Source organism: Ensifer sp. ENS03, from assembly GCF_014852035.1.
Lineage (GTDB): Bacteria > Pseudomonadota > Alphaproteobacteria > Rhizobiales > Rhizobiaceae > Ensifer > Ensifer adhaerens.
Genome location: NZ_JACVAV010000017.1, coordinates 22859 through 43961, shown reverse-complemented (window position 1 = coordinate 43961; position 21103 = coordinate 22859). Strand labels below are relative to the sequence as shown.

24 protein-coding genes and 1 pseudogene are annotated in these 21103 nt (G+C 57.4%); 14 read left to right on the top strand and 11 right to left on the bottom strand.

Annotation, left to right across the window (positions count from 1 at the left end):
• Window positions 1–365 precede the first annotated feature (365 nt).
• The 3 genes from IB263_RS32740 to IB263_RS32730 form a co-directional block, all read right to left on the bottom strand.
• Window positions 366–869, bottom strand: coding sequence for a ferritin-like domain-containing protein (locus IB263_RS32740; RefSeq protein WP_029742835.1), 504 nt, complete (start codon window positions 867–869; stop codon window positions 366–368).
• Between the two features lie 434 nt (window positions 870–1303).
• Complete coding sequence (locus IB263_RS32735) at window positions 1304–1591, bottom strand: hypothetical protein (protein ID WP_143556440.1); 288 nt, start codon at window positions 1589–1591, stop codon at window positions 1304–1306.
• A gap of 426 nt (window positions 1592–2017) precedes the next feature.
• Entirely contained in the window at window positions 2018–2677 is a 660-nt protein-coding gene (locus tag IB263_RS32730; RefSeq protein ID WP_029742833.1) for a DUF6766 family protein, read from the bottom strand.
• 604 nt (window positions 2678–3281) lie between these two features.
• On the opposite strand from IB263_RS32730, the gene IB263_RS32725 reads away from it, so the two are divergent.
• On the top strand, window positions 3282–3533 hold the full coding sequence (locus IB263_RS32725) for a hypothetical protein (RefSeq protein WP_029742831.1): 252 nt from the start codon (window positions 3282–3284) through the stop codon (window positions 3531–3533).
• Between the two features lie 77 nt (window positions 3534–3610).
• Complete coding sequence (locus IB263_RS32720) at window positions 3611–3871, top strand: hypothetical protein (RefSeq protein ID WP_029742830.1); 261 nt, start codon at window positions 3611–3613, stop codon at window positions 3869–3871.
• 87 nt (window positions 3872–3958) lie between these two features.
• Here the strand turns inward: IB263_RS32720 and IB263_RS32715 are convergent, their stop codons facing one another.
• Together IB263_RS32715 and IB263_RS32710 are read right to left on the bottom strand one after the other, a co-directional pair.
• Entirely contained in the window at window positions 3959–4888 is a 930-nt protein-coding gene (locus IB263_RS32715; RefSeq protein WP_029742829.1) for an NAD(P)/FAD-dependent oxidoreductase, read from the bottom strand.
• 560 nt (window positions 4889–5448) lie between these two features.
• On the bottom strand, window positions 5449–5658 hold the full coding sequence (locus IB263_RS32710; RefSeq protein WP_029742828.1) for a cold-shock protein: 210 nt from the start codon (window positions 5656–5658) through the stop codon (window positions 5449–5451).
• Window positions 5659–6172: 514 nt separating this feature from the next.
• On the opposite strand from IB263_RS32710, the gene IB263_RS32705 reads away from it, so the two are divergent.
• Both IB263_RS32705 and IB263_RS32700 read left to right on the top strand, forming a co-directional pair.
• Window positions 6173–6343 (top strand): hypothetical protein, encoded by a 171-nt coding sequence (locus IB263_RS32705; protein WP_089046309.1) that lies wholly within the window; start codon window positions 6173–6175, stop codon window positions 6341–6343.
• 59 nt (window positions 6344–6402) lie between these two features.
• Window positions 6403–6624: a DUF982 domain-containing protein gene (locus tag IB263_RS32700; protein ID WP_371814292.1), complete on the top strand. Its 222-nt coding sequence runs from the start codon at window positions 6403–6405 to the stop codon at window positions 6622–6624.
• A gap of 61 nt (window positions 6625–6685) precedes the next feature.
• Here the strand turns inward: IB263_RS32700 and IB263_RS34570 are convergent, their stop codons facing one another.
• Window positions 6686–6814 (bottom strand): hypothetical protein, encoded by a 129-nt coding sequence (locus IB263_RS34570; protein WP_255381751.1) that lies wholly within the window; start codon window positions 6812–6814, stop codon window positions 6686–6688.
• Between the two features lie 90 nt (window positions 6815–6904).
• Here IB263_RS34570 and IB263_RS34905 point away from each other — a divergent pair, with 90 nt between their 5' ends.
• Complete coding sequence (locus IB263_RS34905) at window positions 6905–7249, top strand: DUF982 domain-containing protein (protein WP_181432645.1); 345 nt, start codon at window positions 6905–6907, stop codon at window positions 7247–7249.
• A gap of 255 nt (window positions 7250–7504) precedes the next feature.
• On the opposite strand, the gene serA is transcribed toward IB263_RS34905, so the two are convergent.
• Window positions 7505–8743, bottom strand: a complete 1239-nt coding sequence (gene serA, locus IB263_RS32690; RefSeq protein WP_060520969.1) for a phosphoglycerate dehydrogenase — start codon at window positions 8741–8743, stop codon at window positions 7505–7507.
• Window positions 8744–8861: 118 nt separating this feature from the next.
• Here serA and IB263_RS34900 point away from each other — a divergent pair.
• Window positions 8862–9065: pseudogene (locus tag IB263_RS34900) on the top strand (integrase); the annotation flags it as partial.
• 116 nt (window positions 9066–9181) lie between these two features.
• Here the strand turns inward: IB263_RS34900 and IB263_RS34895 are convergent.
• Window positions 9182–9508, bottom strand: coding sequence for an autoinducer binding domain-containing protein (locus IB263_RS34895; protein ID WP_089046307.1), 327 nt, complete (start codon window positions 9506–9508; stop codon window positions 9182–9184).
• 829 nt (window positions 9509–10337) lie between these two features.
• Between IB263_RS34895 and IB263_RS32680 the strand changes: the two genes are divergently transcribed.
• From IB263_RS32680 to IB263_RS32670, 3 genes are all read left to right on the top strand, one after another.
• The gene (locus IB263_RS32680) at window positions 10338–10625 is read left to right on the top strand and encodes a SemiSWEET family sugar transporter (RefSeq protein WP_049811000.1); all 288 of its coding nucleotides are present in this window, start codon (window positions 10338–10340) and stop codon (window positions 10623–10625) included.
• The gene (locus tag IB263_RS32675) at window positions 10609–11721 is read left to right on the top strand and encodes an exo-alpha-sialidase (RefSeq protein ID WP_089046318.1); all 1113 of its coding nucleotides are present in this window, start codon (window positions 10609–10611) and stop codon (window positions 11719–11721) included. Before IB263_RS32680 ends, IB263_RS32675 begins: the two co-directional genes overlap by 17 nt.
• Window positions 11722–11977: 256 nt before the next feature.
• Window positions 11978–12211, top strand: coding sequence for a hypothetical protein (locus tag IB263_RS32670; protein WP_029742822.1), 234 nt, complete (start codon window positions 11978–11980; stop codon window positions 12209–12211).
• Window positions 12212–12610: 399 nt separating this feature from the next.
• On the opposite strand, the gene IB263_RS32665 is transcribed toward IB263_RS32670, so the two are convergent.
• Entirely contained in the window at window positions 12611–12811 is a 201-nt protein-coding gene (locus tag IB263_RS32665; protein WP_029742820.1) for a hypothetical protein, read from the bottom strand.
• An 849-nt stretch (window positions 12812–13660) separates the two neighbouring features.
• Between IB263_RS32665 and IB263_RS32660 the strand changes: the two genes are divergently transcribed.
• Window positions 13661–14299: a hypothetical protein gene (locus tag IB263_RS32660; RefSeq protein WP_060520155.1), complete on the top strand. Its 639-nt coding sequence runs from the start codon at window positions 13661–13663 to the stop codon at window positions 14297–14299.
• A gap of 366 nt (window positions 14300–14665) precedes the next feature.
• On the opposite strand, the gene IB263_RS32655 is transcribed toward IB263_RS32660, so the two are convergent.
• Window positions 14666–14926 (bottom strand): hypothetical protein, encoded by a 261-nt coding sequence (locus tag IB263_RS32655; RefSeq protein ID WP_034796848.1) that lies wholly within the window; start codon window positions 14924–14926, stop codon window positions 14666–14668.
• An 819-nt stretch (window positions 14927–15745) separates the two neighbouring features.
• On the opposite strand from IB263_RS32655, the gene IB263_RS34395 reads away from it, so the two are divergent.
• On the top strand, window positions 15746–15958 hold the full coding sequence (locus IB263_RS34395; protein WP_246811152.1) for a hypothetical protein: 213 nt from the start codon (window positions 15746–15748) through the stop codon (window positions 15956–15958).
• A gap of 548 nt (window positions 15959–16506) precedes the next feature.
• Here IB263_RS34395 and IB263_RS32650 read toward each other — a convergent pair.
• Window positions 16507–16719 (bottom strand): hypothetical protein, encoded by a 213-nt coding sequence (locus IB263_RS32650; RefSeq protein WP_134888074.1) that lies wholly within the window; start codon window positions 16717–16719, stop codon window positions 16507–16509.
• Window positions 16720–18369: 1650 nt separating this feature from the next.
• Between IB263_RS32650 and IB263_RS32645 the strand changes: the two genes are divergently transcribed.
• The 3 genes from IB263_RS32645 to IB263_RS32635 are packed head-to-tail and all read left to right on the top strand — an operon-like array spanning window position 18370 to window position 20982.
• Window positions 18370–19170: a DUF2092 domain-containing protein gene (locus IB263_RS32645; RefSeq protein WP_082566492.1), complete on the top strand. Its 801-nt coding sequence runs from the start codon at window positions 18370–18372 to the stop codon at window positions 19168–19170.
• Window positions 19171–19223: 53 nt separating this feature from the next.
• The gene (locus IB263_RS32640; RefSeq protein ID WP_371814293.1) at window positions 19224–19493 is read left to right on the top strand and encodes a hypothetical protein; all 270 of its coding nucleotides are present in this window, start codon (window positions 19224–19226) and stop codon (window positions 19491–19493) included.
• Window positions 19494–19539: 46 nt separating this feature from the next.
• Window positions 19540–20982, top strand: a complete 1443-nt coding sequence (locus IB263_RS32635) for a DUF1254 domain-containing protein (protein ID WP_029742861.1) — start codon at window positions 19540–19542, stop codon at window positions 20980–20982.
• The last annotated feature ends 121 nt before the right edge of the window (window positions 20983–21103 follow it).

Sequence of the window (21103 nt, the reverse complement as noted above, 5' to 3'; positions counted from 1 at the left end):
TATCGCATGAAAAGCATCAACAGAATAATGATCGGTATCGGGACACCAAGTAGCCAGAGTAGAATACCGCGACCCATCGACGTACCTCCTTAAGCTAAACGCGGCCCAACCGCTGCTAACCATGAACCCAGATCGTGATTGTTCTGGAGCGGTTACGGTTGAGAGCGCCTTCACCCAAACATTGCCGCATGAAAAGGTTCCATGCCCGTCGGCAAAAAGGGTGATGAGATGCCTCGGCTGCGTGCAGTCTGCAACGGTAGGGGCGTTGTGTCGTCCGGCGTGTGCCGTCGCAATGCGCCACCGACCGTCCAACGCCGATGCGAAATGAAAAACCAACTATGTGCGCGGCTTTTCGTTGAGGTGGTCTACTCGGCCGCCCGCTTGGACGCCTTCGGGTTTGCCGCAACCTCACCAAGTGCCGTCAACTTCTGATCGGTGGCGATCTCCTCCTGGAGATTAGCGTCGAGGAGCGGGACGGCCGCATCGAGGCCAAGCTGAGCGGCCCACGATTTGAGCGTCCCATAGCGGGCAATTTCATAGTGTTCGACGGCTTGGGCCGACGAAATGAGGCCGGCATCCAGTGCGGCCGTGCCCTTGTATTCTTCCATGATTTCTTCGCCTTCGGCGATGAGCCCTTGGATGGCTTCGCAGGTCTTGCCGCGGGCAGATTTGCCAATCAGTTCGAACACCTGCTCGAGACGCTCGATCTGTCCTTCAGTCTCATCACGATGCTGCAGGAAACCAGCTTTGCCCTCTTCCGACTGGGCGGCGCGGGCCATTTTAGGAAGGGCCTTCACGATTTGCTTTTCGGCAAAGTAGATATCTTTCAGCGTGTCAAGGAAGAGGTCGTTCAATGTCTTCTCAGGAATTTTAGGGTCCGATCATTTTATTGAGAGAGACCTACCCAACCATCGAGCAGGAAGCACGTTCCGTGGGTCAGGAAATAATCACGGGCTGTTGACACTGCCGGCAACGGCACCTCTGTTGCCGCTAGCGCGCGCCACGGTCCGCTCCTAGCCGTCGCTCAACGAGCCATCCCGCATTCCCCCCAGATGCCGTCAACGTTGACGATTTGCTCGTCTCTGGATCATCGCGGCTAACGCAGCGAGTCGACTTTGCGGCAGCTTGACAATGAAAGTATCAATGTCGCGTCCGAAGTTCGACTATGCTTTGTCGCCGTCGATACCCTTATCGATCACGCCGGCCTCTTCGAGTTCGGAGCGCTCCATGTTTATGCGTGCAAGGGAAATCTGCAGCAGGTCCGGGCCAGTGCTCATCGCCCCCCCTCCCTGCTGTCGAGGGTTCATCGTTCCCTGAGTAGATTGCCGCGCTGCGTTGTCCGGTTCCGCGGCTTCTTCTTCATCGATGACCCTTTGATAACAATCCTCGATATCCTGGGCGATGCCGTCGGACCATCTGTGCCGCCGTCAGTTTCAATGATCTCAGCCAGTGAGTTCATTACAACGCGACCAAGGTGTTGCAGGGCGTCGCGATGATGATCGGCGCCTCCGCCCGCGAACGCCTGGCCCGCATCGTCGATCGCCTGACGCACGGCTTGAAATGATCCGTCAGTATGCAGCTTCGTGTTCACAGCACCGCCTCCTTAACGCCCGGCTTGGTGCAACAGATGAATCTTTCGCCGAGCCCAGGAGCTGGGGCGGACGTCTTCCACGACCAAGGTCCTTCTCCCCGCGAAATCGGTCAGAAATTCTGCGCGGGCTGGGCTACCGCGGAATTGCGAGCCCGCGCAGGGAATCGGAACACCGTTATCAGGGCTACCAAGGCGGGTGCGCCGCATGGTTCGGCAAGCCGCGAGCGCGGCGGCGAGTGAGCGTAGCGCTGCCACTCCACCTGTCGATGAACGACGCGGAAACATTCTACCATGGAAACAGCCAGAGTAGCTGCCATCGCGATGGTCGGCGCAGCAGCGGAACCTGGTTTTTCTCGAGCGCTGTCGTGAACGGATTGTCAGCGCTAGGACATCCAAAAGTAAATATCCGCCGGCCCTTTTACCTGTCTATGCTCCTGTCTTGGAATGAGGGTCGGAGACCGTCTTCGACTCAGGGGACCCACGAAACCGCAGAAAAATCGATAGGACGACGAGAACTGCAGTCGATAAGAATTCCGATTGCCAATTTTGGAAAGACTCAAACCACAACCTCGCACTGAAGAATTGTTCGCCAATCGAAGGTGCTTGCTGCCCATGCAGCATGGCCTCAACCGCCTGCGCAGACGCGCTCTCCCTCACGTGCATTAGAAAGCTGAGTACGAAGAGGAGAAACAATGTCCAACCGAGCGAATAGGAGTAGAGAGAGCTTGCCATGCCGCCCATTCTTACGGGCAGCGGTGCTTCGGCGTTGTCTTGGTCGTCCGCAGGGTTGCTATTCTGGGATGACGGCTCGTCGGGATCTTTTGACTCTGCTGAGCCGCGCTGGAACAGGAACGCCGTAAGCACCACATAGGCACTCATCTGCAAAAACTCCGACTCCCAATTCTCGAACAAGGCGGAGAGGAAATGACCGCTTATAAGGTAAGCTGGCAGCGTTACCATTTGCCCTCCGTGTTCGGCCAATTCGTCGTTATAGACGTGGAGTCCGGTAAAGAGCATGCCCACCACCGTGCCCAACGAGGCCAGCAGCAATACGATCGTCAGGCCGTTGTCGCGCAGTATTTTCATTCAGATCTCCACAATTAGCTAGGGATCAGACCATGCCCGCAGTCACGCCTGCCGGTGGGTTTCTCCTTTCGTGCCATTAACGAAGGCCGCTCAGACATGGCTGGACGTGCGCCGCGTTGCGGTGTGTATAACGCGGAGCAAATGGCGAAGGTCCCGCAACTACAGTTAAGACAAATGTTGGCGATCATTGCTTAACCTGATGGTCGGTCATCGGCCATGCCTCAGGTTGGAAACTCTTGGAAGAGGAGTACCCGTGCCACCTCGATCTCGCTGCGGCCCCCTTGCTGGCCACCCTGGTCGTTGCCTTGGTCACTCCTGGCGACTCTGCTGGCCGCCGCCCTGCGGAGCAGGGTGGTTCCGTTGATCCTGCCATTGGATACTCCGTTGTAGCTGTGGCCTTCCAAACCGGGGCACCTCCAATCGGTTCCTCAAACACAATGTTATTTTCTAGAGAGCGTCGACAGAGAAGACAGCAAGCGCCTAGCCCTACAAGCGCGGCAACGTCGCCCTTCGGGGCCTCAACACCCCCGTCCGCACGTGGCATGAGGAACTTTTCTCGCCGTTCGCGACTGGATGCCCAAAACATAACTTAGGAGGCACGTCGTTGGATTTCGAAGCAATAGGGCGCTCGCGCTTACTGATACAATTGCCCACATATCGTCCCCAGATCGAGCTTTTGCGCGTTCCCGAGCTGAAAGATCTCCTGCGCGCGTACGGATTTGCGGCTCATCAGCGCGACCAGGTGCGGGCAGTTGAAGGCCGGAATTCCAGTCATGTGGCCGAACTCGACTCCGATTGCGCGCGGATCGAGGTCGATGTCACCCGATTGCTTAAGAACGTGGTCACGACACGCTAGGCGCCATCCCTCCGGTTCTGAGGTTGAAGCGACTGCGCGGCAGACCGTGTATCGATATGACAGTAGGAGAACATCACATGCCAAATTTCTACTTCAGGACAACTGATCAGGAAGGGTTCAGCGCCGAAGATCGGGCGTTCGAATTCGCAGATGAACAGGCGGCGATCAAAGAGGCAAAGGTCACCCTGGCGGAGATGGCGGCTGACGGCCTTCCGCAGGACCCAATTTCTATGATCAGCATCCAAGTTCTCGATCAGCATCATGCCCTGCTGGTGGAGCTGAGATTGGTTCTCGAAGTCATTCCGAACACAACTAAGGTGACTGCTGCCGATCGATAGATCGCCTCAAGATTATGCAGTGGAACTATCGGAGCAACAAATGATAGGCCGGGCGGCCCAACTGCATCTGAGACCGTCCGGCCTCTTTTACCGCACCCGCAACACTTGCTCGCACAGATCGTTTCGGATGGCAGTGGCGGCAACGCCCGCCTGCCCCATTGCGCGACTGATTTGGTCCAACCCCTGTACAACGTCCCCCGCCGCGTACAAGCCGCTCACGGTCGTCCTTTGATGGGCATCGACGGACACGCATCCTTCACGTGATAACCGAGCGCCCAGTCGCGATGCTAAATCCGACCGCACGTCCGAGCCCAACGCTGGATAGACCGAAGCAAAGAAGAGACGATGGTCTGGTGTGTTTATGACGAGAAGATCGCCCGCGATTTCGATGGAACTCACGGGACCGCGCTCCAGCTTGACGCCGATCTCCTGAAGTTCAGAAATCTGCGTCTCATTCAAATGAGGCCTATCCTCGCACGAGATAATGGTGAGGTGGCGCGTATAGCTTCTCAAGAAAATCGCCTCTTGGAACGCTCTCGTCCCAACCCCTATAACGCCTACGGTTTTATCCGTAACCTCGAACCCATCGCAAACCGGACAGTACCGCAGAAGCCCCCGGGCTAGCGCGTCATCATGAACGGCCGCCGGCATCTGCGGTCGCCGATTGATGACCCCGGTCGCCAGAAGCACCGTTTTCGCCCTCCAATGACCAATCGGGGACATCGCCTCGATCAGCGAACCTCTCTTGCGCAGCTCCGTAATCTGACAATACCTCACATAGGCCCCGTATCGCTCCGCTTGCGTTCGCATACGAGCCAACAACTCTTCGCCACTCACACCGTTTGGGAAGCCCGCATGATTGTGGGACACGGGAATACTGGCGGCGCGGCTTGCTTGATCGTCGAACACCAAAACGGAGAGGTGGTAGCGTGCCAAATATATAGCAGCGGTAAGGCCCGCTGGCCCACCGCCAACGACGATGCAGTCATAGATTCGTCCATTCGAGGACTGGTTCATGGGCAGATCTCAGCAGGAATTGCGGCCTAATAGGGTTCAACTGTCTAAGAGGGCAACGGTTCCCTCTGAGCGCCAATGCACCCTCTATGGCTTGGTGCGCGATCCTCTTTTCCGGCGGGGCCTTGCTGATTTATGGGTGAAACGCACGCCTCACGTAATGATGCGCGTCCCCGAAGCTAGCGAGCTACCCGCTTCTCTCTTCCGAGAAAAACCCTGAATTTCTACTGAAAGTTTGATCGCTAATAGGCGCCGAACGGCGTGAGAACGGGGCGTGTACAAAAGTGGATTTCTAATCCCTACGGGTTAATGAACATTCGACCCTCTTTTCCGTTGCAATCTCGCAGCGGTTGAGAGCCAAGCATCCAGCGCTTCTTACGCGCAGAACAGTTCGAGAACGTCGCTCTTATAGACGAGCCCCATTTTTCCCCGGCCGAAAACGCGGAGCGGGCGGGCAAACAGACCACGTTGCCAATAAAAAAGGCCGGGCAAAACCCGACCTTCTACACACGCCTCAGCGGCACTGCCAGTACATCCGTGGTCAGTGGCCAGAAGCGAATTTTTTAGGCAGCTGCGAGGTTGTCAGCTGCGTTCTTGCCAGAGCGTGCGTCCCGAACGATGTCAAAGGTGACCTTTTGGCCCTCGACAAGCGAACGCAGACCGGCTCGTTCGACAGCAGATGCGTGAACGAATACGTCCGTCCCGCCGTTCTCGAGTTCGATAAAGCCGAAGCCCTTAGCGCTATTGAAAAACTTTACGGTTCCAGTGTTCATGACAATTCCTTTCAAAATCATGATTCCCCGACCGACATTGTGACAGCCAAGGCAGATAGATCGACTTTGAGAGGGAAGGTCGGCTTGAACGCGAAAGGCGAGAAAACAAAGCTCAACAAGCAAATATCGATGCCTGTGTATTTATAGACCGAATGTGTCGCTAGCAAGTCAATGGGGACTTTATCTTCGCATCGCGCACAGGCAGTCACTTATTCGAGCGGCGCACGAACCACCTCCCATCGGACGCCGCGGTCTGGCATTTGCTGCATGATGCGCTCGGCGGATCGCTAACGGAAGAAGTTCCTGCCGAGTGTCAGCCTCGACTTTGATGAAGAAACTAGCGTCAGTGCGCCATTTCGTGTAGGTCGGCGACAGCCGGCGCTTCGCGCCCCAGCCGTCGTATGCCCCAGACCGACGGGTATGGGAGGTGAAGCTTGATCATGCTGGCACCTTGACCGAAAGATCGGAACAATCCCAACGCGAGATCAGTTGCCCTCCTAAACAGGAGTCCATCATGATGCCTACCGAACCGATCCCGAGGCCGCCCCAACCTGATTTCCCGCCGGACATGCCCCCGGACGTGCCACAGCCACCGATCGAGGAACCGGAGCCCGACATCCTTCCTGACGAAGTTCCCAACCCGAACCCGGATGAGAACGACACGCCACCGAAGCTCAACGTCTGACGGCGGGGGAGCAAGCATAAAGAAAAGGAACAGCCGTGGTTGAGAGCTGGAACAAGTGCGTGATCATCGAACTTCCCGAGCTCGACGGGGCGCAGATAGTCTGGACACCGAACAAGGCCACGGTCCTGCTTGGTGAAAACTGGCCTGCCGCCTCGGGCGTCGCTTACTTCGACGCCGTTAATAAATGCAGGGACGCAATGGTTGGTACCTACCCATGGGAACAAGCCCGAGTAGCGTTCGTCGCGGCGATCGCCGAGGCCAAGGTTACAAGATTGCGCTGAATTGACTCTCGTCATGCTGCCCACCCGCTTTTCGAGGGAGTCCAGAGACCGATTGCTCCGGTCACAGGCAATGGATCACCGCCAGCTTCTGCAGTTTCACGCCATCGACCCAGTGCATCCTGATCCCGATGCCGAAGATCTGAGCTTCGAGCTCGGCGAGTTCGTCCGTGAGGAGTGTGATCTCGTTCACGCCGTCCGCCTCTTAAAAATTTCACGAAAAACACGGAACCACCTGCGCACGATTTGCATTCATAGCCCCGGTGAGACAGGGAAATTCGAAATGCTTGCTGCGACCTGGGATAGCACCCTTATAAGTTTGCTTCCGGGAATGTCCCGTGCGATAGAGATCAAAGACGCTCGAAACGCCATGTTCGTCCTGGCCGAGAGATGGCCGGTGACCTACGGCCCGGCCTTTCAGCGCGCCCTCGCCTTCTGCGCTCGCGCAACCGAAGGAAAATGCTCTCCAACGCGGGCTAGACTGGCTCTCCTTGCCGCAGCTCGTGAGGCGAAAGTGGCTGTTGTTGAACAACACGATCATTTCGGGGGAGTCGGTCATCGGCGCGTCCTCCAGACTTCCTGCGGGTCGGTGTCTTCCGCTGCCATCTGCTCAAACGCAGCGGCCTGACGTGCCTCATGCTCTGCCAATCCACTCTTCCGTCAAACCATCAATGGGTGCGTATTTTTGGGCGAATGCTCGCGAGCCCGGCCAGCATACGTTGGCCATGTCCCGCGTTAGCTCGACCCTCCTTTGTCGCATTCGGTAGTCTGCCCAGGCAGAAACGCTCGAGCCCTTGGAATCGAGCATTCTAAGCATTGGACGTCTTCACTTGTCCCGCGAAAACACCCTTATTGCCCCGCAACAGATCGGCCCTAACAGCTGTCAGTAGACTAATCGCGTTCGTATCGTTCCAGGAATTTCGCGTAGAGCCTGAAGAATTTCGTCGGCATTTTCGGAAATGCCATCGGCCTCGACCACCACATAGCCCGTGTCGCCAAGCGTCTGAAGAAACTCAGCGACGATGTTCAGCCCGCGCGACGAGAAGATCTCGTTGAGTTGGATGAGCATGCCGGGGCGATTTTCATGCACGTGAATGAAACGCGTGCCGTTCGGGCGCTCGGGCAGTTGCACTTGCGGAAAGTTGACGGCGCCCATTGTTGAGCCGATGTCGGAATACTCGACCAGCTTCCTTGAAACTTCTCCGCCGATGCGTTCTTGGGCTTCCTCAGTGGAGCCGCCGATATGCGGCGTCAGAATGACGTTGCTCAAACCTTGCAACGGCGTCTCAAAACGCTCCTTGTTCGATGCCGGCTCCTTAGGGAACACGTCCACCGCGGCACCCGCCAGATGCCCGTCGTTAAGGACTTTCGCAAGCGCATCGAGATCGACCACCGTCCCGCGAGAATTGTTAATGAAGATGGCGCCCTTCTTCATGCGGCGCAATTCGGTTTCAGTGATCATGTTATGCGTCGAGGGTGTTTCGGGAACGTGCATTGTCACATAATCAGAGATCTCGAGAAGGTCGCCGAGCGAGGCCATCGACTCCGAATTGCCCCGGCGCAGCCGATCTGAAAGATCGAAGTAGCGCACGACCATGCCCATGCTTTCGGCAAGCGCGCTGAGTTGCGATCCGATATTGCCGTAGCCGACAATTCCAAGCGTTTTGCCGCGGACCTCCCGGCTGCCGACAGCGGACTTCTCCCACCCACCTTGATGCGCCGAAGCCGAGCGCGGAAAGATCTGCCGTGTCAGCATAATAATTTCGCCGATCACAAGCTCGGCCACCGATCGCGTGTTTGAATAAGGTGCATTGAACACCGGAATGCCGCGCCGCCGCGCAGCATCCAGATCGACTTGGTTCGTACCGACGGAAAAACAGCCGACGGCGATCAATTTCTTGGCGGATTCGAAAATCTCGTCCGTCAACTGCGTGCGGGAACGAATGCCGATGATATGAGCGTCGGCGATGTGGCGCTTAAGATCCTGGTCGTCGAGCGCCTTCGGTAAATGAACGAGGTTGGTGTAGCCGGACGAAGAAAAGTAGTCCACAGCGGTCTGGCTAATACCTTCTAGGAGAAGCACGGAAATTCGCTCGCGTGGGAGAGAAAGTTGGCGGGTCATAAATGTTGCTCCGATGTCCGGAAGGTCGAAATGGCTTCAGCGACTTTGAAGATTTAAGCGGCCGGACAGGCAAATATCAACACACTGATACGGCAAAAAAACTCAAGGTACTGCGGCGCTTGCTAAGGCCTGCACCGGTGAAGGACCGGGGTTCCGTAGCATCGACCGACGGGCGCTCACGCCCCAGTCGGTCCATCTAATCCTGAAATGCCGGTGCAAGCAGGCCTGCCCCCGACCCAACGTGGTTCTCGGCTCACGGATTGAGATCGGGTATATTACTGAGGCTGCCCGCCCCGGCATGCCCCTCCCCGAAGCGATCCGGCCCATTGCGAGCAATTGCAGGCACTGTGTCTCTCGTCGCGAGAGTTTGCGAATACGGCTGAGCCTTCGAAAACCGACCGCCTCAAACACAGTTTCATGGAGATGGCTTGCAAGGACCTACATTTCGTGAATGAAAGAAGTTCGCAATGTGTCCATTGCTGTCTGGGAAGGCGCCAAAGTCACGGAAAAAGGCTGCGTTCGCCATTTGGCCCACGGATGGGAATGGTCAAACCATAAGAACCTATGCCATGGGTGCGGACGGATCTGACCGGAGCTCGAAAAAGACCAGTCCACGGGCAGGAACCCCCACCGGATAATGTCGAGGACCGGATCTACGTCAAAGTAGCCCGGTTCGAGATAGGTCGTAACCCAGGCCTCTGGATAGGTGGTGCAATAATACGGGTACGAATGAGAAGCTCCTCCGGCCCAGACAAGAAACGTCATGTGAGACACGCCGTATCGCCCGCAAAGCTTACTCAAAGCGGGCGAGAGGTGTCCTGATACTTCGCAGCCCGTAGCGTCCTCAACGACAGGGACAGTATGCGATGGCCGACCCTCAGACGAGCGCTTCGAAATTCGGACATGACGTCCCCCGCCTTGGCACCGGGGTTAGATCCTAACGGCAGAATATCGCAGCTCGAATTGTAGGAACCGACAGTGTGCGACGCGCGAAACACCGTTCGCGGGGTTGGGCGCAACACAGCAATAGGGAACGTCCTTCGGGAAATTGGAATTTCGAGAAGCCTATGTGCCCTTTTTATCCAAAGTCTCGGCCGACAGGGACCAACCGTTCCGGTAGCAGTACCCCGCTCCGTCAGGGGATGACACAATTAATCGGCTATCGCGAAGGCCTCACCGATCGCGGGATCCGTAGGGAACTGAAATAATTCGCGTATTCTCAAACCATAAAAACGCATTAGCAAACAACCTGTTAATGACATAACGCGGATTACGAAACTGCAACATTTGCTGGGTGTGCGATACCTTGGCTGGCTTCCCCGTCACAGACTAACCGCATGCCGCGCTGGATGGCCTATCGAAGAAAGTGCAGAGGATCTTGAAGTCGGTGCGAGCAGTGCATTCTGGCTGCGGCAGGAAACTCGATCGGCGGACATGGCACGCGAAGTATTGCCAGCCTTTCGCTAGCTCACCGCGACCAAGGCCGGTCCTATGCGAGGAACATTTCGCAAGGCTCTCTGTTCGGTCTGCTCACAGTCACAGCGGCTGCGGCGGTGCCCGGCTAGAATCCTGGTCGCACGTTTATGGAGAACACTTGGAAGCAACGCTGCTCATCGGCTATCTCGCCTCAATTTGCTCAGTGGGTAGCTTCGTTCCGCAGGTATGGAAGGTCGTAAAAACAGGCGATACCTCGGCGCTCTCTGCCCGGATGTACGTTCTCACCGTTACCGGTTTTGCGCTGTGGACTGTCTTTGGTGTCCTCAAAGGAGAGTGGCCGATAATTATCGCCAATGCGATTTGCTTTTGCCTTTCAGCATTCATCCTTTTGCGGAAGCTTGGAGGCTGCGAGCGCGGGAATAGAAGAGATGACCGCAAGGTTTGAAGCGATTCATACCATCGTATATCGGAGACTCGGCGCATTCGCGGGATGGCCCGCGAATTACGGCGTGTGGGCGTGGGGAGACGAAATTGTCTGCGTCTTCGCCACAGGCCGTCTAGGAAGGGAAAGCGAAAACCTTCATCTCGAAGATCAGCATCACGCGTTCACTCCGGTTCAGGCGAGAAGCCTCGATGGCGGCCTGACTTGGCAGGCAGAACCATTCTGTGGGAGCGTACCGGGTGCGCGCAGTCTTTCGGCGGACGAACATTTAACGAAGGACTTGGAAGCAGGACCCAATGTGGACCCGGCGTTTGATCTCATTACTCTCCCCACCCCGATCGACTTTGCCGATGGCGAGCAAGTCGTCATGGCAGCCCGCACCGGGATATCGGGGCGATCAGTGAGCTGGTTTTACGTCAGCAAGGACCGTGCTCGCTCGTGGAATGGGCCTTTTAGGTTCGAAGGGTTGAAGTCTCACGAAGAGGCGCTCTCTGCGCGTACCGACATCATAACGCTGGGCCGACACGACGCTTTGTTTATGCTCACCGCGCCGAAAGCCGATGGGACAGAAGGTCGTATCCTTTGCGCCCGCACGCAGGACGGAGGATTGAGTTTTTCCTCGGAAGGATTCGTCTGGGATGAACAGACGGGGTACGCCATCATGCCGTCGTCCACGCGCCTCGCAGACGGCACGATTTACACAGTCGTTCGTCGTAGGGCCCATGATCGGTTCTGGCTGGAGGCATATCGGTCAGCGGATCTGGGGCGGACTTGGTCCTGTGTCGGTACGCCTGTCCGGAATACGGGAATCATGGGCAATCCGCCTGCGCTTGTCGCTCTGCCCGACGAAAGATTGGTGCTGCTCTACGGTTTTCGAGATCCACCCTTCGGACTAAGCGCTGTCGTCAGCCGCGATAGGGGCGGAACATGGTCCGAACCGGCGGTTCTCCGCGATGATGGTGACGATGCGGACCTAGGTTATCCATGCGCCTTGGTTAGACAGGACGGCAAGATTATTGTTGTATACTACTTCAACGATCGAGATGGCCCGGAGCGCTTTATCGCAGCTTCTATCCTAGAAGTACCAACCTTAAGTTGAGACTCAATCCATTTGGGCCCCCGTCGGACTGGCATGCATGGGAATTCAGACGAAGGTCGCACACGTCGTGCGACTTTGACAGTATCGCATCGGCCCGAGGTCTGATCGGGACACGTCGTGCTTGGCTTTGCTGAAAGGGAGGTCCAGCCACTAAGGAAATCCACATCGATATTTTGTCAGGACGGCCCTTGCGGTAGGCCTCCGGGAACTTTCGAGGCGAATTTAGCTTTAGGGCTGGGAAGGCTGGAGGTGAACCATGGCGAACTTCAACAACATTCCCGTCGCAGATTTCGCCTACCGACTTGAGGCGATGACAAAGGACGAAGTCTTTTCGGTCATGACTGATCTGGAGGCTGCGAGTGAACGTGTCGAAGGCGCGGAACGCGACGAGGTGTTGGCGCGCATTGTAATAACCGAAGAAGAAATTGAAAAGCGATTTCCGGGTCAGTTGCTCGCGCCATATCGCGAGTGGAAGAGACGCAACCGGTGAGATGGATGCACGGGAAAGGAGCGCCTGACAAGGAGTTGGGACCGCAGACTTGGACACAGCCGGGCGATGACCGCGCTCGGTCTTTCCAGCCCGCGGGGATCGATGAAACCTGGCTCGCAATCATCAATACCGGGTGTGATCGCTTTGCCATAAGACGCATCTCAACTGCGCAAACCATTCCCGAACGTGGCCCGAGGAACCTATTGGCTTGGCAGCCGTTGATTCGGGGAAAGGAAGGTGACATGAACCAGATTATCTATCTCGTCGGCCTCGTCGTTATTGTGATCGCAATTCTAGCCTTTTTCGGGATCGGTTAGATTGATTCACAGACAGGTGCGGCCGATGAGTTCACGAAGCGTCGTCTGGCCATTGTCTCGGCAAGAATGCTCCGCTGACGGATCAGCGATTCTTGTGCCCTGCCTTCCGTAGCTCTGCGACTTTGCGATCCAGATCCACTTTGTACGGTCCGAATTTTGCAAAGAGTTCGCGCGCGGCCAGTGGTTGCAGCCCATGCTGCGCGATAAACTCATTCAGGTCGTAACGCGCATTCCAGCCACGCACTACCTTACTGTATTGCTCTTTGGTGTCTTCGTAGCGCATGGCAAGACTTTCAAACTTAGGAGGGCTGTAGTACGGTTCGCATCCGTCGACTAACTCGAGTGCCACCGAATTGGTTCCAGTGATGCTGGCCTCCTCAACAGCCAGCACTGCGCGCTATGATAACAGCGCGCGCCGCTTAGCCCACGCCGGCTCATCAGAGCTGAAGGACATAATCGTTTTCGACGATCACGAACCAGTCGCGCGGGCGCTTTTGATCTTGCGCCATTCCTGGAATCCCTATGCCTGCCTATCGCTGCGCTCCGGATTGTTATCGGCTCAATCGCCGCTTTCATGTTCCTCACCGGCCGCTGGACGGTGAACCGTGCCCGGCTCGCTGAGATGTGCCGCGTATCATCGCGGGCGTGTGCCGAGTCAGTTTGGCTGGCCCTCTGTGAGCGAAAGGTAAAAGTCCTGACGCATGAAACTCGCCCGTTCCAAGTAAAAGTCCAGACGCTGAAATTTCGAAGCTGAGGCGCAGCGGCGCGTTGGCCGGAAAAGGAGACCGTAAACGATAATCGCAAGGTGTCCGGCTTGAAACGATCCGGGAGCTCGCTCGGCACTGGTTTGAGCAGTACAGCCCGGAAGGCGATACCATGCTGCTGATTGGCGTCAATGTCAGCGCTGGTGCCGCCTCGGCTCGCACCCAGCTTTATGTAACGGCCGATCGACCGAGGTAGGCGTCGGTTCCGGCGGTCCGCCGGAACCTGGGCATCTCCTCAGTTCTAAACGGGGTTTTGCGGTCCCATGACCGGAAACCAACTCGGCATCGACACAGATATGAGGAGGGAACGTGGCAAATCATCCCAAGCTCCGTTGACGCGCGGCCCCTTCAACACCATCTCCTGCGGAATGCCCAAGACGAAGACAAAGAGCAAGGAAAGTGACGATCCCGAACTGATCAGGGAGTGGCCGCTTCCCGTGGTGGCGACCCTCGGATCTGGTGTCAGGCTTAAGGGTATTCTGCAGGAAATCCGGTCCCGGCTACCATCCACGATCCGGAAGTCGCTGGATATGCAGCCAGGCGGGCTGATCCTCGTCATGCCAGAGACTTCGAAGACAGCCTTCAGAGCTACGGCATCGGCCGTCTCCAGCGCGTTGGACGGCATCGCCAACCTTCCGATCATTCCTCGAGAGATCGAGGATATTCTGACGATCACGGCATCAGAGCGGAAGCGCTGGCTCGCAGACGGTCGTCTGCCCAGCGCCGGGACGCGAACGGTGAGGCTACAAGGACGCGCAAGGAAGATCACCTTTCACATATTCGATCCTCGTGTCGTCGAAGATCTACTCGACCGTGGCGCCGTGGATGAGTGGCGAGAAGAAGATATAGCGGCGAAAGCGGAAAATCGCAGGCGGGCCGCGTATCAGGCGAAGTTGACGCGGTCGCTGAGGAAAAAGGAAAAAGTCAAACCAAGCGAGCGAGCCGACGAAGCCGCGACCGGCTTGAGCGGATGGGACGAATTCGGGAGCGACGGTCTCCTTCGATAGGAGTGCCGTCTGTGGAACTTTCCTGCTGGTCGCGGACGGGCCGCTCCCAGTCCCCGACGTAAGCACGGTGACAATTCGAGTAGAACGCGCCGACTTCCCGGTCAACGAGCGTCATGCTCGCGACGCCCCGTCGGCAGGCAATGGCGACCATATCAGACTGGTCCAGAGGTTTCCTTCATTTGCAACAACGCCACCCGTTTTCGTCGCCATTTACCTCGCACATCGCTATCCCCGCGTAAAAGAGGCGGTATCCAGCGGGGGCAGACAAAACGCACGATGCGTCGCTTGGCAATCGCTTCTCCGCGCAGATGGAATCCTCACCCAGGAATTCCTCTCATCAGACCCGGGGCGAGCCATCTAGTCCGTCTACTCACGCTCGACGAACTTGTTGAAGCGGCTAGTCTTGCCGCCTTCCGTCTTCTCCTGATGAAGAAAGGCAAGCCGGCTGCTCTCGAAAATCTCGAAGAACTCATCCCAGTTGATCTCTTCAAGGTCCTCGTCCTTCTCGCCAAAGTCGATCCGAAGAATGCCACCCTTGCCCTTCGTGCGAACCGCAGCGGGCCGGCCCTTACGCTGTTCAACCCATTTACGGATTACGTCATGGTCGGTGGTCGTCGAACTGCTCATTGGATTCCTCCCGTTTAGCAGTGGTTCCGATGGAGTGACAAACTTTTGGGGCCGGCCGTCGGTTCCGTGGAGCACCTCGCTATTCGTGATTTTCGTAGCGTATTCAGCAGCACAAGGCTCTCTGCGTACTTCGCGCCATTCTCCCCAGCGTCTCGACCTGCGCGAGGTTGCCCTCGTGATCGGCCTGTTTGACACGCCGAAACAAGGCGTTCGCCGCCGCCCGGCGAACGGCATCCTCCCTAGGCCTCGTGGTCGCGGCGTAACATCGCATTGACGGCCGCCAGGATCTCGGGGAATCCCTCCTCCGGTAGACGGTCGAGAGTCCATCCCCTCCCCTTTCGACAACATCATGCAGGTAGGGCACGACTTGGGCCTCGTTACCCTGGACGGCCTCTGCCACCCGCCGGCAATGTTCGAAATAGAAGCGACGGTCTTATCCGTCTGTGCCTCATAGCGACAAGCGGGGATTCTGCAAAGCATGCTTATGAGCCTGAAGTGCCGTTGCCCGTGCGCCTTGGCGGCCTATCCGCCAAGGCGTTACACCTCTTCCTCCTTTTTCTCCGGAGCTTTGCGCGGAGCCACGGCAGTCCCGCGACGACGGTCTGACAACATGCGGGCAGTCCCAAATACTGGTTCGGTTCCAGAATTGAAATCTAGAATTCCTGTCCAGGGCTGCTCCGGTGATCCTCTCGATTTTTCTGCGCTTCGTGTCTCGAGAGTCAAAACCTGTTGCCCCGCCTCACCCAAGACGGGAGGATTGCCCTAGCAAACGGAACATTGAGAAGACGGAGCAGTTAATACCGGAAAGGAGACGTGACTATGGGTATGAACAAACCTCGGGACGGCGCGCCCGGTACGACCGACCAATCCCCCCGCTGGGAGGGCCCCAAAGAGTCTAGGCCGCGTGGCTATCTACCAGCCAAAGACGACCCCGACACGGCATGTGACGCCGTGGGCGAGACAAACAATGACCCCGAGCGCAACCGCCCCTCCCACGCCTTGAAAGCGAAGGAACGCCGCGGTGGAGAATAAACGCGAGACCGAAGCGTTCGCCGCGTCCCAGGCGGGGTTCGCCCATCCCAGGCGGACCGCGAGGCCTACGGGGTTGCCAGCGCGAACCGACCGTCATCACCGGCTCTCAGGATGCCCGGGAAAAAAGAATGGGACGTGGGCTTCGACAGCGAACCGCCAGATCGTTCGTGAAACAGTCAGTGAAAGTCGATCACTCCCGCGCATGTCGGCGCCGGTGGGGCATAATCCATCCGTGTCGATAAAGCCGTCTCCGCAGTCGTCCATAAACCATCGATCGCGAAGAGCAACCACCCTTGCACCCGCACGCCTACCAACCAGCCAGAAGGGCCGCGAGCCTGTTAATCGGTCAGTAGTAGCTAAACGCAGCATCTCATCGCACACCTCGTACTTTTTCGACCGCCGTTTCCAAGTGCGAGTTTCTGGTCATGGATTGCTGCGGGCCCCAATCTTTCCCAGCTCCGAAGTTCTCTCAGGGTAGGCTAGGCAAAAAAGAACCGCCCGCGGCTTTGGCGGGCGGTCCTTTTTCACGTCAGAAAACCCAGCGGGTTCTACTCGCGAGCCGGCAGATCGGGATCTTCCTCATCGGGCTCCGGCTCCCGTGGGGAGATTTCATCTTCTTCGTCGTCGTCCAATTCCTCATCTGCGTTTTCTTCATCAGATCCGGGGAGGGGCTTTCGTGGATCCTGCTCATCGCTGTGTCGAACACCATTACCATTGCCCACGGGATCATCAGGTCGTTCGCGTCCTTGTCCGCTTGCCATCTTAAAGACCTCAACTCTTTCGATCGCTGCTACGGCTCGCGCTGGAGGCGCCACTGGATCCGCTTTTCTTGCCCCCGGACCCGGAGCTCTTCCCGCTTCCGCTTTCTCGGCTGCTGGATGCACGCTTGTTTTCGTTCTTGCTACCTTGCTCGCCAGCTTTTCGATTTTGCTCGCTGCTGCCGCCTTGGCCGCCTTGGTTTGGCATTTTCGTTCTCCTCGGTTCGCGCACCACCGTCCACTCGGCTGGTGTATGCGTCCAAACACAGCCGAAAGGAAATGTTCCGCGGTCTCGGTGCTTTATAGCAGCGACACTGCGCCATTCGTCATTTACTCCTCAGCGCCGCTGCAAAAATGGCAAACATTTCATGTTATCTGTGTCCAAGATCGGCTCTCGGACTCAAACCCGTCCGGTGACGCCGGCTTGCAGAATCAAACGATCGACCACCGGCCAGTCCTCGATTTGGGGCGATACGGATCAGCGCGCGGCGATAAAACCTCGATGGGTCAAGCCTTCACTATCGAGCGATCTCGCCGTCCGCGGTACTGCCCCCTTTCGGGCCGCACGCGGCCAGGTCGATCGTTCATCAAGGAACCAAGAGGAATATGATCATGCCTGCCGCAATCAGGCTGAGCCCCGCCCAATTTCTCGTTGGACCGAGGAAGCCAAGGCCTTGTCCTTTTGGCTCAAGTGTCGGAGGTGCGCCATCGTCGGAAGTACGCGGACGGCTCAATGGGCGCCCCGCAAGTGCCTCCCAGCAAAGGAGAAGTACGCCGAGCACGATGCAAGCGGCACTGATTAGAACGAAAATTGACACAGAGACCTCCTCATCTGTTGCGCGTTCCCCGGCGATTTGGAAAAGGAGCACCGCATTCTCTTACCAATCCCGATGCTGCCACTCTTTGGGTTTCGCTAGGATCCAACTCGCCAAGCAGCAAATGGTTCTCCACGGACGGCTGACCAATCAGCAGCCGACCCGAGTAATGGTTGACGTCACCGAAACCATTCGGGCGGTTCCCAGGCGTCGGTTGCTGTCGGTCATCGCTTTTCCTGCGGGCACTTGCTTGCTCGCAACGAACGCGGAGCGGAGGAAGCCGGATGACGGGCGCTTGAGGGGTGAAGTCCCCTGCCGCTGGTGTGGATGACAGTATGACGTCTTTGCACTCACGAAGCACTCCAATACCTCGATCACCTCGCTACGGAGATATGGGCGGAGGGCTCTCCAATCGGAAATGCATGTGAGGGCACCGATGGACCCAACTTGTCACACGCCAAGTCAATGATTTGCGCAGTCATGCCAATACCGACGTATTCGGCGCCCGAGACTTTGCTTGCGGTCTCGCCCGCATTCCTGACATTTGAACGCAAGCCGGATCGCCTTACTGCGACGCGATCAGACTCCTCAAAATCAACCGCAGATTTGCGTGTCGCTGCAACGTCCGCTGCCCCGACCCCTTTAACCTTATTCCGAAAGCGTGCGCTGAATGTAACATTGAAAGTGCAACTTGGCGTAAAATGGTAAGAAGAAACGCGGCAAATACAGCAGTAATGCCACGGGCTGGGGGGCCTTCACAACCAAGTTGTTCGCAGGAGCAAGAACTGTTGCGAGTCCTGGCCGGCAAGCGAAATCAACGAGGCTTCAGGGTGAGCGAATGAATGGCGGACTGAGGTTACTTAGCGCGGCTTGGCGGCGCCGATTTACCGGGATGTTAGTGGTTGCTGGTAGTGTGGTGGCTTGGCCGGTATCGGCGCAGAACAGAATCGAGCCGGAGGCCGAGCGGATCCTCGCCGCAATGAGCGAAAATCTCAAATCGACGCAGACTCTTAGTGTCGCCTACGACGCGGATCAGGAAGTCGTCAATCTGCAGGGTCAGAAGATCCAGTACAGCGCCTCCGGCTCCATCGCCGTCGATCGCGCACAAGGTTTTCGAATGAAGCGCATGGGCCCCCTTGCGAGCGCGGAGGTGATATTCGATGGCGATACGATATCACTGCATGACAAAACACGGAACGTTTACGCGCAGTTGCAGAGCCCCGGCCAAAGTGTGGAAGATGCAGCCGAGGAGCTTCGCGCCACTACCGGACTTGACGCTCCGGGAGCGGAATTTCTATCAGGCGATCCTTATGCCGTCCTCACTGACGGCGTGACAGAAGGAATCGTTGTCGGATCGGCATTCGTCAACGGGGTGGAGTGCGATCAGCTCGCCTTCAGGACCGATATCGTCGACTGGCAGATCTGGATCAGCAAGGGCAGCGGGCCTTTGCCGCTCAAATATGTGATCACGACCAAATGGACGACCGGGGCGCCGCAGTATACGCTGCGGCTCAGCAACTGGAAGTGGGATGGAATCGACGCCGCGCAGTTTAAATTCACGCCGCCAGCGGCTGCCAACAAGCTGGAACACGTCCACGCCGATGTCACCGGCGAGCTTTCTCTGGAGACGGGGCAATGACGACGAGCAAGCTGCACGGAAAGATCCTTTCAGTCGCCATCGCCGGCCTAGCGATGCTTGCGGCAGACACTCTCGTTCCCGCGCCGTTCGGTTCGATCGTACCCGAGGCGCAGGCGGTCGTGGGACGCCCGCTGACACCAGGAAGTGTCGCCGGTGTTGCCCGCCGTACCACGCGCCGAGTGATCCGCCGCTCCACGATGTATGTCGCCGCACTTCCCACGGGCTGCGTCAGCACTAGTGTCAATGGCACCGCGGTGTGGCATTGCGGCGGGGTCTACTACCAACCGTACGGCGGGCGTTACGTCCTCGTTTACATCGACTGAACTCAGTGCATTACATCGCAACTCAATTTTTTGATGGAGGGACAGAATGGATATTACGCGTCGTGACTTGACGGCCGCCGGTCTTGGAGTACTGGCGGCAGGCTCTCTCGCTAGGCCTGCTGGTGCCGCCGACGGTTTGGTGGCAGATCTGCCGGAAGGGCTCGATGAGTTCGCGCTCGCAGTCGAAGCCTACATTTACGCCTACCCCCTCGTGACGATGGAAGTGACCCGGCGCGTGATTACCAACGTCGCGGAGCCCGAGGGAACCCGTGGCCCCATGGGGCATCTGATCAAGCTGCGCCAGTATCCAGACGCCAAGTTTCGGGACGTGACGGCGCCGAACGCCGATACCCTCTATACGACGGCTTTCTTTGATGTGGGGGACGAGCCTTGGGTGGTGAGCCTGCCCGATTTGAAAGACCGGTATGCCCTATTTCCGATGCTGGATGGCTGGACAACTGTCTTCGACGTCCCGGGAAAACGTACCACAGGCACCGAGGCTCAGACGTTCGTTGTTACCGGACCAGGCTGGGAAGGAACACTTCCCGAAGGCGTGACCCAATACAAGTCGCCGACAAGCATCGTCTGGCTGCTTGGACGCATCTATTGCACGGGGACGCCGGAGGACTACGCAGAAGTTCATAAGCTGCAGGATGAAGTGAAGCTCTATCCCTTGAGCGCATGGGGCAAGGAGTGGACCGCCCCCAAGGGCAAGGTCGATCCGGCCATCGATATGGAGACTGCCGTTCGCGAGCAAGTCAACAGCATGGACGCCATCGCGTACTTCACCCTCTTTGCCGAGCTCCTGAAAAGAAACCCGCCGACCGACGCGGATGCACCTATGGTCGCAAAGCTCGCCGAACTCGGCATCGTTCCGGGCCAGGACTTCGACAAGGCCAAGTTCGATCCCGCTTTTGTGAAGCGCGTCCCTGAGCTCGGCTTCGCGCGCATCATGACGCATTTCAAATTCAGCGACGGCGACGTACAGGACATCGACGGCTGGGGCTTCACGACCAAGACCGGCATCTACGGCACCAATTATGTCCAGCGTGCCTTGATCACTGCGATCGGTCTTGGGGCGAACCGGCCGCAGGATGCGATCTATCCGACCTCGCTGAAGTCCGGCGACGGGGTAATCAAGCGGGCGTATAACGGGTCCGAGAATTACGTTCTCACGTTCAAAAAGGGACTTACGCCACCGGTTTCGGGATTCTGGTCCTTGACCATGTATGATGCGGGCTACTTCTTTGTCGACAATCCGCTCAATCGCTATTCGATCAGCGCGCGCCAACCGCTGAAGGCCAATCCGGATGGCTCGATCGACCTGTTTATCCAACATGAATCGCCCGGATCCGACAAAGAATCGAACTGGCTCCCGGCGCCCAAGGGAAAGTTCATCCTCATGATGCGGCTCTACTGGCCCAACGAGAGCAATCCCTCCATCATTGATGGTTCCTGGACGATACCGCCGGTGAAGAAGGTGAGCTGATTCTGTCAGCGTGCATGCAGCTGCCACGGCTCCGGTCCTTGGCGGCTGCAAACACGAACTATCGACGTCCATCAGTGCAAGCATGGTGCGATGGAGATACACCGCGCCATGATGAATGAAA